12 protein-coding genes are annotated in these 12136 nt (G+C 72.0%); 1 reads left to right on the top strand and 11 read right to left on the bottom strand.

The features are described from left to right. Position 1 precedes the first annotated feature (1 nt). A complete protein-coding gene (locus ACH4KB_RS21640) occupies positions 2–988 on the bottom strand; it encodes an aspartate carbamoyltransferase catalytic subunit (RefSeq protein ID WP_398067503.1) in 987 nt (328 codons plus the stop codon). Positions 989–1089: 101 nt separating this feature from the next. Beyond that, positions 1090–1674 (bottom strand): bifunctional pyr operon transcriptional regulator/uracil phosphoribosyltransferase PyrR, encoded by a 585-nt coding sequence (gene pyrR, locus ACH4KB_RS21635; protein ID WP_398067502.1) that lies wholly within the window; start codon positions 1672–1674, stop codon positions 1090–1092. Between the two features lie 222 nt (positions 1675–1896). Here pyrR and bldD point away from each other — a divergent pair, with 222 nt between their 5' ends. Next, positions 1897–2397, top strand: a complete 501-nt coding sequence (bldD, locus tag ACH4KB_RS21630; protein WP_003970358.1) for a transcriptional regulator BldD — start codon at positions 1897–1899, stop codon at positions 2395–2397. Positions 2398–2649: 252 nt separating this feature from the next. On the opposite strand, the gene nusB is transcribed toward bldD, so the two are convergent. The 9 genes from nusB to mltG all read right to left on the bottom strand — a co-directional run bounded on the left by nusB (position 2650) and on the right by mltG (position 12049). Next, a complete protein-coding gene (gene nusB / locus ACH4KB_RS21625; RefSeq protein ID WP_007453233.1) occupies positions 2650–3081 on the bottom strand; it encodes a transcription antitermination factor NusB in 432 nt (143 codons plus the stop codon). A gap of 2 nt (positions 3082–3083) precedes the next feature. Next, entirely contained in the window at positions 3084–3650 is a 567-nt protein-coding gene (efp, locus tag ACH4KB_RS21620; protein WP_007453234.1) for an elongation factor P, read from the bottom strand. 50 nt (positions 3651–3700) lie between these two features. Next, on the bottom strand, positions 3701–4807 hold the full coding sequence (locus ACH4KB_RS21615) for a M24 family metallopeptidase (protein ID WP_398067501.1): 1107 nt from the start codon (positions 4805–4807) through the stop codon (positions 3701–3703). Positions 4808–4995: 188 nt separating this feature from the next. Beyond that, positions 4996–5913: a Pro-rich N-terminal domain-containing protein gene (locus tag ACH4KB_RS21610; protein WP_398067500.1), complete on the bottom strand. Its 918-nt coding sequence runs from the start codon at positions 5911–5913 to the stop codon at positions 4996–4998. A 142-nt stretch (positions 5914–6055) separates the two neighbouring features. Next, positions 6056–6496, bottom strand: coding sequence for a type II 3-dehydroquinate dehydratase (gene aroQ / locus ACH4KB_RS21605; protein ID WP_398067499.1), 441 nt, complete (start codon positions 6494–6496; stop codon positions 6056–6058). After that, complete coding sequence (gene aroB, locus ACH4KB_RS21600) at positions 6493–8130, bottom strand: 3-dehydroquinate synthase (protein WP_398067498.1); 1638 nt, start codon at positions 8128–8130, stop codon at positions 6493–6495. Before aroB ends, aroQ begins: the two co-directional genes overlap by 4 nt. Beyond that, positions 8127–9311, bottom strand: a complete 1185-nt coding sequence (gene aroC, locus ACH4KB_RS21595; protein WP_398067497.1) for a chorismate synthase — start codon at positions 9309–9311, stop codon at positions 8127–8129. Before aroC ends, aroB begins: the two co-directional genes overlap by 4 nt. Positions 9312–9456: 145 nt before the next feature. Continuing rightward, positions 9457–10287, bottom strand: coding sequence for a shikimate dehydrogenase (locus ACH4KB_RS21590; protein ID WP_398067496.1), 831 nt, complete (start codon positions 10285–10287; stop codon positions 9457–9459). Further along, positions 10280–12049, bottom strand: coding sequence for an endolytic transglycosylase MltG (mltG, locus tag ACH4KB_RS21585; RefSeq protein WP_398067495.1), 1770 nt, complete (start codon positions 12047–12049; stop codon positions 10280–10282). The genes ACH4KB_RS21590 and mltG overlap by 8 nt, the downstream gene beginning before the upstream one ends. Between the last annotated feature and the right edge of the window lie 87 nt (positions 12050–12136).

Raw genomic sequence — 12136 nt, 5'->3', positions numbered from 1 at the left:
GTTACTTGTTCTCCTCGGTACGGGCGGGGGCGGCGGACAGTGCGGTGTCGGAGCCGCCGAGCAGCAGGTAGAGCACGGCCATGCGGATGGAGACGCCGTTGGCGACCTGCTCGACGACCGTGCAGCGGTCGGAGTCGGCGACCTCGGCGGTGATCTCCATGCCGCGGACCATCGGGCCGGGGTGCATGACGATGGCGTGTTCGGGCATCTTCGCCATCCGCTCGCCGTCCAGGCCGTAGCGGCGGGAGTACTCGCGCTCGGTCGGGAAGTACGCGGCGTTCATCCGTTCACGCTGCACACGCAGCATCATCACCGCATCGGACTGCGCCAGCACGTCGTCGAGGCTGTAGCTGACGTCGCAGGGCCACTTCTCGACGCCCACGGGCACCAGGGTGGGCGGGGCCACCAGGGTGACGTGCGCGCCGAGCGTGGTGAGCAGGTGGACGTTGGAGCGGGCGACGCGGCTGTGCAGGATGTCGCCGACGATCGTGATGCGGCGGCCGTCCAGGTCGCGGCCGAGCCCGGCGTCGGCGCCGACGAGCCGGCGGCGCATCGTGAAGGCGTCCAGCAGGGCCTGGGTGGGGTGTTCGTGGGTGCCGTCGCCGGCGTTGACCACGGCCCCGTCGATCCAGCCGGAGGTGGCGAGCCGGTAGGGGGCCCCCGAGGCGCCGTGCCGGATGACGACGGCGTCGGCGCCCATCGCCTCCAGGGTCAGCGCGGTGTCCTTCAGGGACTCGCCCTTGGAGACGGACGAGCCCTTGGCGGAGAAGTTGATGACGTCGGCGGACAGCCGTTTGGCGGCCGCCTCGAAGGAGATGCGGGTGCGGGTCGAGTCCTCGAAGAAGAGGTTGACGACGGTACGGCCGCGCAGGGTGGGGAGCTTCTTGATCGGCCGGTCCGCGACCCGGGCCATCTCCTCGGCGGTGTCGAGGATCAGGACGGCGTCGTCGCGGGTGAGGTCGGCGGCCGAGATGAGGTGACGCTTCATCTGGGGTTCTCCGGGTTGCTGGAGGGAGTTTCAGGCATGCGGGCGCGCGGGAGCGGCCGTACGTCCCCGAAGGGGGCCGGGGCCGTACGGGAGGGCTCGGGCTACTGCGTGTCCGCGGGGGTGGCCTGCTTGACGCCCAGCAGCACGGCGTCGCGGCCGTCCTCCTCGGCGAGCTGGACCTTGACCGTCTCCCGCAGCGACGTGGGGAGGTTCTTGCCGACGTAGTCCGCGCGGATCGGGAGCTCCCGGTGGCCGCGGTCGACGAGGACCGCGAGCTGCACCGCGCGGGGGCGGCCGATGTCGCCGAGCGCGTCGAGGGCGGCGCGGATGGTGCGGCCGGAGAAGAGCACGTCGTCGACCAGGACGACCAGGCTGCCCTCGATCCCCTCGCCGGGGATGTCGGTACGGGCCAGGGCGCGCGCCGGGCGCATCCGCAGGTCGTCGCGGTACATGGTGATGTCGAGCGATCCGACCGGCGTCTTCCGGCCGGTGATCTCCTGGAGTTTCTCGGCCAGCCGACGGGCGAGGAAGACGCCCCGGGTCGGGATGCCGAGCAGCACCACGTCGTCGGCGCCCTTGGCGCGTTCGACGATCTCGTGGGCGATACGGGTCAGGACACGGGCGATGTCGGGGGCCTCGAGAACGGGGCGTGCCGCGTTGCCGGTGTGGTCGTGCTGTGCGTCCATAAGAAACGGACCTCCTTCTCCGCCTCACGGGACGGATCGTTAAAGGACGTCGAAATTGCGTCATCCACGCTACCAGGGCTTGCGCCCGGCCCTGGACCCGCCCCCGGGAGGTACCGGTCCGGACCATCCGGCTTGACGCAACCAAGTAACGCTGCGTAACCTCACAGTGAGTTACCAGCCACGCGGCGGAGCCGCACACTGTTCCAGCGTCCGGGGAGCCATATGTCCAGCGAATACGCAAAACAGCTCGGGGCCAAACTCCGTGCCATCCGCACCCAGCAGGGCCTTTCCCTCCACGGCGTGGAGGAGAAGTCCCAGGGTCGCTGGAAGGCCGTCGTGGTCGGTTCGTACGAGCGCGGCGACCGTGCCGTGACCGTACAGCGCCTCGCCGAGCTGGCGGATTTCTACGGGGTCCCGGTGCAGGAGCTGCTGCCCGGTACGACGCCGGGCGGGGCCGCCGAGCCGCCGCCGAAGCTCGTCCTGGACCTGGAGCGCCTCGCCCACGTCCCGCCGGAGAAGGCCGGTCCGCTGCAGCGTTACGCGGCGACCATCCAGAGCCAGCGCGGTGACTACAACGGCAAGGTGCTCTCGATCCGCCAGGACGACCTGCGCACGCTCGCCGTGATCTACGACCAGTCGCCTTCCGTGCTCACGGAGCAGCTCATCAGCTGGGGCGTGCTGGACGCGGACGCGCGCCGCGCGGTCTCCCACGACGAGGGCTGAGCGAGCGGGGCAGGACCCCACAGCAGAAACGTGCCGCCGGGTGGGCGGGGACCTTCGGGCCCCGCCCACCCGGCGTTTCCGTGTCCGCGCGCCCGCCCGGCGTTCCCGTGCCCCCACCGGCCCGGCGTTTCCGTGCCCCCGCCCCTGCCTGGGGACGACGGGCCCCACGCGGGGCCCCGGGTACGACGAGGGCCCGCGGTCAGCAGACCGCGGGCCCTCGTGGCGTGTGCGACCGAACCGCCGCGGCCGGGGCTACTGCTCCCGACGGAGGTTCGGCTTCAGGTCCTTGAAACGGGCCAGCAGGCCGTTCACGAAGGACGGGGAGTCATCGGTGGAGAACTCCTTGGCGAGCTGGACGGCCTCGTCGATCACCACGGCGTCCGGGGTCTCGTCCATCCAGATCAGCTCATACGCACCGAGCCGCAGGATGCTCCGGTCGACGACCGGCATGCGGTCGATCTCCCAGTCCACGGCGTAGGTGACGATGAGGTCGTCGATCCGGTCCGCGTACTGCGCGTACCCCTCGACGAGCTCCATCGTGAATTCACCGACCGGCGGCTGACGGTCGTCGGTCCGCGAGAGCCGAACCCAGTCCGCGAGGACGCTCTGCACGGACTCACCGCGCTGGTCGGCCTCGAAGAGGATCTGGAAGGCGCGCTTGCGGGCCTTGTTCCGGGCAGCCACGGTTAGCTGTTCACCCGGCCGAGGTAGTCGCCCGAGCGGGTGTCGACCTTGATCTTCTCGCCGGTGCTGATGAAGAGCGGCACGCCGATCTCGTAACCGGTCTCCAGCGTGGCGGGCTTGGTGCCGCCGGTGGAGCGGTCGCCCTGGACGCCCGGGTCGGTGTGCTGGATCGTCAGCTCGACCGCGGCCGGCAGCTCGACGTAGAGCACCTCGCCCTCGTGCTGGGCGACGGAGGCGGTGAAGCCCTCGATCAGGAAGTTGGCGGCGTCGCCGACGGCCTTGCGGTCGACCATGAGCTGGTCGTAGGTGTCCATGTCCATGAAGACGAAGTACTCGCCGTCCATGTACGAGAACTGCATGTCTCGGCGGTCAATGGTGGCCGTCTCGACCTTCACGCCGGCGTTGAACGTCTTGTCGACGACCTTGCCGGAGAGCACGTTCTTGAGCTTGGTGCGCACGAAGGCGGGGCCCTTGCCGGGCTTGACGTGCTGGAACTCGACGACGGACCAGAGCTGGCCTCCGTCGAGCTTGAGCACCAGGCCGTTCTTGAGGTCGTTCGTGGAAGCCACGGTTGCGGAATCTCCTGGACTGAAGCTGGTGGAACGACCGAGGATGCGCGCTAGAGCGCGAGCAGCTCCTTGGTCGTCATGGTGAGTAGCTCGGGTCCGCCGTCCGCCTCGGGGCGCACGACGAGCGTGTCATCGATCCGGACACCGCCCCGGCCCGGGAGGTGGACCCCCGGTTCGACGGTGACCGGCACACAAGCGTCCAGTTTACCCATGGCTGTCGGTGCCAGTTGCGGGTCCTCCTCGATTTCCAGGCCCACACCGTGCCCGGTCCACGGCTGAAGCCCCTCTCCGTGCCCCGCCGACTCCAGCGGATGACGGGCGGCGCGGTCCACGTCCCGGTAGGCGGCCCCCGGCGCCAGGGCTTCCCGGCCGGCCCGCTGAGCGGCGAAAACGAGGTCGTAGAGCTCGATCTGCCACTCGGCGGGGGCGGTGCCGATGACGAAGGTCCGGCCGATCTCGCAGCGGTAGCCGTGGTAGCTCGCGCCGAGGCGGACGGAGAGGAAATCCCCCTCCTCCACCCTGCGGTCCGAGGGCCGGTGACGGCCCTGGCCGGAGTTGGGGCCGGTGGCCACGGAGGTGGCGAAGGCGGGGCCGTCCGCCCCGTGGTCGACCAGGCGGCGCTCCAGTTCCAGGGCGAGATGCCGTTCGGTGCGGCCGACCAGGATCGATTCGAGGAGTTCGCCGAGGGCCTGGTCGGTGATCTCGGCGGCGATCCGGAGGCAGCCGATCTCCTCCTCGTCCTTGACGATCCGCTGCTGCTCCACGGTGAAGCCCAGATCGGCCAGCCGGAGGCGTGGGGCGGCCTTCCCCATGGCACGGTGCCGGGCCACGGTCAGATCGTGCTCCTCGACGGCGAGCGAATCCGCGCCGGCCGAGGCTGCGAGGCCGGCGGCGGCGACCACCGGGTCCCCGTCCGGGACGGGCAGGAGGTCGATCCGGAGCGCCTCGTCGGGCCGCCCGTGGGCGGGTTCACCGGTCGGAGCGCGGGAGCAGAGCAGAACGTCGTCGCCGGGGCCGAGCAGCAGCACGGCGCCGGGCGGCGCTCCGCCCGCGAGATAGCGGACGTTGGCGGGGCGGGAGACCAGGGCGGCCGCGGAGCCCGCGGCGGCGCACCGGTCGCGGAGCAGCCCGCGTCGGACGGCGTGCACCTCTGACATGGTTCGAGCGTACGAGCGAGGGCGGCTGCCCGCCCGGCCAGCGCACCCGACCGGGGTCCCGGCCACCGAGGGCGCCGCGCGGCCGGCCGCCGTCGGGAGGTCCCTGGCCGCGGTCGGCCACCGTCGGGAGGTCCCCGGCCGCGGTCGGCCGCCGCCCGGCAGCCTCCCTGCCGGGCGGGGCCCGACGGCTACCAGGCGGGCGGGCTCGCGATGGAGCGGGCCAGTACGTCGTCCAGGACGCGGGCGGTGGTCTCGACGTCGTACGTGGAGTTGTCGATGATCGGGAGGCCGGAGCCGTACCAGCCGGCCATCCGGCCGTGGATGCGGGCGACCTCCTCGTCGGAGAGCCTGCGGTTGCCGCTGCGGGCGGCGTTGCGCTCCAGGACGATCTCCAGGCCGGGCAGCAGGACCACGGGCAGCAGGCCGGGGCCCACGTGGCGCTTCCATCCGCCGAGGCCGACGACCGGGCGGTCGGGGAAGACGGCGTCGTCGAGGATGCAGGAGATGCCGTTGGCGAGGAAGTTGCGGGCGGCGAAGCCGCAGGTGCGGCGGGCCAGCCGGTACTGGGCCTCGGAGTGGTCGTTCCAGCCGGCCTGCGGGTCGGCGAAGCCGGAGCGGACCCATTCGCGGACGTCGTCCAGGGAGACGTGGGCGGTGGGCACCTGGCGGCGGGCCGCCCAGAGCTTGGCGACCGTGGTCTTGCCCGCCCCTGCGGGGCCGATGAGCAGGACGGCGAGCGTGGCGCCGCCGGTGCCGGCCCCGGCGGGCGGCGCGGGCAGGGGAACGGGACCGCCCGGGGGCAGCTGGACGTGCCCGGTGTGCCCGGTGACCTGCCCGGCGGGCGGCGGCGTGGGTCCGGTGCCGCTCCAGCCCTGCTGCGGGGTCTGGCCGGGGGCGGCAGGCTGCTGGGGCCGGCCCTGGGCCGGAGGCGGGGCCTGCCCGGGCGGGGACGGGGCCTGGCCCGGCGGGGGCGGGGCCTGGCCCGGCGGCGGGGATATCGGGGGCGGACCGGGGTGGCCGGCGTGCTGGGCCTGGTACGGCCGGCCGACGTGCCCGATACCGGGGCCGTGGGGCGGCGGCAGCGGGGCCCCCACTGCGTGCTGCATCCGGTGCCACTCCGTCTCGTAACTGCAACTGACGCTGATGGGACGGCCACCGTACCTTCCCGGGCCGTCTCGGGGTGAACGGCCCGGGAGGGTGCGAAGTGCCCGTCGGCCGCGCGGAGGGCGGACGGGCATCCGCGTGGTGTCAGTCCGTCAGTTCGTCGGCCAGGGCGCGCAGGGCGAGCCTGTACGAGCCGATGCCGAACCCGGCCACCGTGCCCGTGGCCACCGCGGCGACCACGGACGTGTGCCGGAACTCCTCGCGGGTGTACGGGTTGGAGATGTGCACCTCGATCAGCGGGGCGGTGCGCTGGGCGGCCGCGTCCCGCATGCCGTACGAGTAGTGCGTGAACGCGCCCGGGTTGAGAACGACCGGAATCGATCCGTCCGCCGCCTCGTGGAGCCAGCGGATCAGCTGGCCCTCGTCGTTGGTCTCCCGCACCTCGACGTCGAGGCCGAGCTCCTTGCCCAGGGTCGTGCAGGCGTCGACGAGCCCGGCGTAGGAGGTGGCCCCGTAGACGTCGGGCTCACGCGAGCCCAGCCGTCCGAGGTTGGGGCCGTTCAGGACGAAGACCCTTCGGGTCACGCGGAGACCTCCCCGTAGGCGGCGAGCAGCACGGCCGGGTCGGGGCCCTCCAGGACGGTGGGCCTGCCGATGCCGTCCAGGACGATGAAGCGCAGCAGGTCGCCGCGCGACTTCTTGTCGACCTTCATGTTCTCCAGCAGCTTGGGCCACTGGTCGCCGCGGTAGGCGAGCGGCAGGCCCACCGACGCGAGGACGCTGCGGTGCCGGTCCGCGGTGGCGTCGTCGAGGCGTCCGGCGAGCCGGCCCAGCTCGGCGGCGAAGACCATGCCGATGGAGACGGCCGCGCCGTGGCGCCACTTGTAGCGCTCGTTCTTCTCGATGGCGTGGGCGAGGGTGTGGCCGTAGTTGAGGATCTCGCGGAGTCCGGACTCCTTGAGGTCGCTGGAGACGACCTCGGCCTTGACCCGGATGGACCGTTCGATCAGCTCGGCGGTGTGCGGCCCGGCCGGGGTGCGCGCGCCCTCGGGGTCGGCCTCGACCAGGTCCAGGATGACCGGGTCGGCGATGAACCCGGCCTTGATGATCTCGGCCATACCGGAGACGTAGTCGTTGACCGGCAGCGAGTCCAGCGCGGCGAGGTCGCAGAGGACCCCGGCGGGCGGATGGAAGGCGCCGACGAGGTTCTTGCCCTCGGCGGTGTTGATGCCGGTCTTGCCGCCGACGGCCGCGTCGACCATGCCGAGCACGGTGGTCGGGATCGCGATCCAGCGCACCCCGCGCAGCCAGGTGGCCGCGACGAACCCGGCGACGTCCGTGGTGGCCCCGCCCCCGATGCCGACGATGACGTCGGTGCGGGTGAAGCCGGTCTGGCCGAGCGCCTTCCAGCAGTAGGCGGCGACCTCGACGGTCTTGGACTCCTCCGCGTTCGGCAGCTGGATGGCGATGGCCTCGTACCCCTGGTCGGCGAGGTCCTGACGGACCGCCTCACCGGTCTCGGTGAGCGCCTCCGGGTGCAGTACGGCGACGCGTCGCGCGCGGTCGCCGATCAGCTGGGGCAGCTCGCCCAGGAGCTGGTGGCCGACGAGGACCTCGTACGGGTCGGAGCCCGCGGAGCCTGCGACCTGGATGCGGGTGGGTCCCTGCTGCGTCATGCCGGTGTTCTCCACGCCGGGGGCGGCGTGGCCCTCCGGCAGTTCCAGTGCGTCGATGATCGCCTGGGCGACCTCTTCGGGGGTGTTCTCGTCGGTGGCGACGACGGTGCGGGCGACCTCTTCGTAGAGGTGACGGCGGGCGTCCATCAGCTCGCGCCACTGCCGGCGCGGGTTGACCGCGAGCAGGGGGCGGGCGGCGCCGAGCCCGACGCGGCGGACGGCCTCGTCCACGTCCATGGAGAGGTAGGCGACGGGGCGGCCGGCCAGCAGCTTCCTGGTCGTCGCGTCCAGCACGGCGCCGCCGCCGAGGGCGAGGACGCCCGTGTGCCCGGCGACGGCCGCCTCGACGGCCCGGCGCTCCAGGGCGCGGAAGTGCTCCTCGCCCTCGTCGTAGAAGATCTCCGCGATCGGCTTGCCCGCCTCGGCGACGACGTCGGCGTCGGTGTCCCGGTAGGTGGTGCCGAGCCGGGCGGCGAGCAGCTCGCCGACGGTGGACTTGCCGACGCCCATCGGGCCGACGAGGACGACCAGGGGGCCGCTCATCGGATCTGGAGGTGGTCGAGGTACGACTGGACGTTGCGGTGGGTCTCGGGGACGCTGTCGCCGCCGAACTTCTCCGCGACCGCGTCGGCCAGGACGAGGGCGACCATGGCCTCCGCGACGATGCCCGCGGCCGGGACGGCGCAGACGTCGGAGCGCTGGTGGTGGGCCTTGGTGGCCTCGCCGGTGACGACGTCCACGGTGGCCAGGGCGCGCGGCACGGTCGCGATGGGCTTCATCGCGGCGCGCACACGCAGCAGCTCGCCGGTGGTGAGCCCGCCCTCGGTGCCGCCGGACCGCCCGGAGGTGCGCCTGATGCCGTCCTCGGTGGCGACGATCTCGTCGTGCGCCTTCGAGCCGGGGACCCGGGCCAGCTCGAAGCCGTCGCCGACCTCGACGCCCTTGATGGCCTGGATGCCCATGAGCGCGGCGGCGAGCCGGGCGTCCAGGCGCCGGTCCCAGTGCACGTGCGAGCCGAGCCCGACGGGCACGCCGTACGCCAGCACCTCGACGACCCCGCCGAGGGTGTCGCCGTCCTTGTGGGCCTGGTCGATCTCGGCCACCATCGCCTTGGACGCGTCGGCGTCCAGGCAGCGGACCGGGTCGGCGTCCAGCTTCTCCACGTCGCCGGGGACGGGGACGACTCCGTACGGCGCCTTGGCGGCGGCCAGCTCGACGACATGGCTGACGATCTCGATGCCCGCCGTCTCCTTGAGGTAGGAGCGGGCGACGGCCCCGAGGGCGACGCGCGCGGCGGTCTCCCGGGCGCTGGCGCGCTCCAGGACCGGCCGGGCCTCGTCGAAGCCGTACTTCTGCATCCCCGCGAGGTCGGCGTGGCCGGGCCGGGGGCGGGTCAGCGGGGCGTTGCGGGCGAGCTTCGCCAGCTCGTCGGGGTCGACCGGGTCGGCCGACATGACCTGCTCCCACTTGGGCCACTCGGTGTTGCCGACCATGACGGCGACCGGGGAGCCCATGGTGAGGCCGTGGCGTACGCCGCCGAGGAAGGTGACCTCGTCCTTCTCGAACTTCATCCGCGCGCCGCGGCCGTAACCGAGCCGTCGCCGGGCCAGCGCCTCCGCCACCATCTCCGTAGTGACCGGGACACCGGCGGGAAGGCCCTCCAGCGTCGCCACCAGTGCGGGGCCGTGCGACTCCCCCGCGGTCAGCCAGCGCAACCTGCTCAACGGTGCTCCTCATGCTCGCGCCCGAAATCCAACGGCGCCACCGGGTGCGCGGCCCTGGCCCGCCGCCCCCGATCCTCCCACGCCCGGGGGCACGCTCCGGCCGCCGGTCCAGCAGACGGACGGGCGGGACCGGCCCGTGGGCCCGTCAGCGGGCGGCGAGCGCGGCTTCCCCGGCCTGCCGCATGGCGGCCAGCGGCGCCGGGACCCGGCCGGTCATCTGCTCGACCTGGAGCAGTGCCTGGTGGACGAGGAGGTCGAGTCCGCCGACGACGGCCCCGCCGTGCGCCGACCAGGCGGCGGCGAGCGCGGTGGGCCACGGCTCGTACAGCACGTCGAAGAGGATGCCCGGCGCCGCCGGCACGGATCCGGCCAGGGCGTCGGTGGCACCGGCCGGGGTGGTGGCGACGACGAGCGGCGCGGTCAGTGCCGCTGCCGCGTCCGCCCAGTCGGCGGTCACGACGTCGACGCCGAGCCGCTCCCCCCAGGCCTGCATCTCGGCCGCGCGCTCGGGGCCGCGCACGTACGCCGTCACGGGTCCGGCGCAGACCGCGGCGAGCGCGGCGAGCGCGGAGGAGGCGGTGGCTCCGGCGCCGAGCACGGCGGCGGACTCGACCTGCTCGATCCCGCGCTCCCGCAGGGCGGCGATCATGCCGGGGATGTCGGTGTTGTCACCGACCCGCCGCCCCTCCTCGGTGAACACGACCGTGTTCACGGCCTCGACGGAGGCGGCCGTCGCGCTGATCTCGTCGAGCAGCGGGATGATCGCCCGCTTGAGCGGCATGGTCAACGACAGCCCCGCCCAGGAGGCGTCCAGCCCTTCGACGAAGCCGGGCAGCGCCGCCTCGTCGACCTCGAACCGGTCGTAGGACCAGTCGTCCAGGCCGAGTTCGGTGTAGGCGGCGCGGTGCAGGACCGGGGAGAGGGAGTGGGCGATGGGCGAGCCGAGGACGGCGGCTCGGCGGCGAATATCAGCCAAGTCCCTGCTGCTCCTTCCACTTCGTGTTGAGCTTCTCGTGCTCCTCGACGGTCTTCGTGAAGTTGGTCTTCTTACCGTCGAGCGAGATGAAGAACATGTAGCCGTTCGTGGTCGGGTCGAGCGACGCCTTGATGGCGTCCATACCCGGGTTGCTGATCGGCCCCGGCGGGAGACCCGTGTGGTAGTAGGTGTTGTACGGATCCGGGTTGGTCCGGATCTCCTTGGAACTGATCTTGATCTTGCTCTGCTTCATGAGGTAGTTGAAAGCAGAGTCGAACTCGAGCTTGCGGTTGGTGATGGTGTTGTCAGGTTCGAGCCGGTTGTAGACGACTTCCGCCATCTTGCGGAAGTCGTCGTGCGTGAGACCCTCCGCCTGCACCAGGCTCGCCACCGTGAGCACCTGCCACGGCCCGTCGAGATTGAACTTCTTGGCCGTGGCCTCGAAGTCGATGTCCGCGTACTCCTTGTTGGCCCGCGCGACCATCCGCTTCAGCGCGTCCTCGGGCTTCGACCCCTTGGCGACCGGATAGGCGGCCGGGTACAGGAAGCCCTCCAGCGGGTCCTTCACATCCGGGTTGTCGCCCACCCAGTCGGGCAGCCCCAGGGACTCCGCCTTGGCCTTGGCGACCTTCGCCGTGGTGCCCTTCTCCAGTTCCAGCCGCTCGTCGATCTTCTCGTAGACCCGCGCGTTACGGGTCCCCTCCGGGATCACGAAAGCGTTCTGGCTCTTGGGGTCGAGCATCAGCTCGATCGCGCTGGCAGCGGACATCTCCTTCTTCAGGAGGTAGACGCCGGCCTGGAGCAGCTTGCCCTTGGGGTTGTCGTTCTGCGCCGCGACGAAGGCGTCGGAGGACTTGATGACGCCCTCCTTGCGCAGGATGTTGGCGATGTCGTAGCCGAGCGACCCTTCGGGGATCTCGACCTCGACCTGACCGGAGCCCGCCCCCGCGTAGTCGGCCGGGGCGCCGAATTTGTTCTGCCAGAAGGTGTAGCCGACGTAGGTGACTCCGCCGAGGCCACCCACCAGCACGACGGAGACCACCAGACAGGCCACTCCGCTGCGGCTCTTCTTCTTGCCCTTGCCACCCCGGCGGTCGCTGCCGCCGCGGTCGCGGCGCGAGGAGCGCGAACCGTCGTCGTCCGGGTCATCGTCGTCGTCGCGCGGCTCACGGCCGGCCGGTTCGTCCGCACCGGTGAAGAAGGGGTGCGTCTCCTCCTGCGGCTCGTCCGGGTCCCACTCCGTCGACTGCTGCTGATGCTGTTGTTGCTGCTGTTCGGCCGCGGCGTCGCGGCGGCCCGGGGGCTGCGGCGGGGGGTACGCCTCGGGCGTACCGTAGTAGTCCTGCGACGCCTCGTAGCCGCCGGGCTGCTGGGCGTACGGGTCCTGGGGCTCGGCCCCGTACGGCATGGCGGCCTGCTGCCCGGTGTCCCAGCCGCCGTTGTACTGCGGCTGGGCACCCGGCTGCTGGGCATACGGGTCCTGCTGGGGCGTGCCGTACTGCTGCTGGTTCTGCTGGTCGTACTGCTGCTGGTTCTGCTGGTCGTACTGCTGATGCGGGTACTGCTGATGGTTCTGGGCGTACGGGTCCTGCGCATAGGACTGCTGCTGCTGGGCGTACGGGTCCTGCGGAAAGGACTGCTGCTGGTCGCCGTACTGGCCCTGGCCGTGGGCGGCCTGCTGGCCTCCCCATCCCTGGTCCCCGTACAAGGGGTCCTCGGGATGCCACGGTTCGGAGCCGGGGCCCCGGCCATACTCAGTCATCGATCCCCTAGAGCCGCGAGACGACGTTCCGTCTCTTCGCTTCGCTGTGCGGTGTTTGTTCGAACACCGCCGCATCGCGCGGAACGT

It is taken from the genome of Streptomyces sp. NPDC017520 (assembly GCF_044329855.1).
Taxonomy (GTDB): Bacteria; Actinomycetota; Actinomycetes; order Streptomycetales; family Streptomycetaceae; genus Streptomyces.
This window is presented reverse-complemented; position numbering and strand designations above follow the sequence as displayed.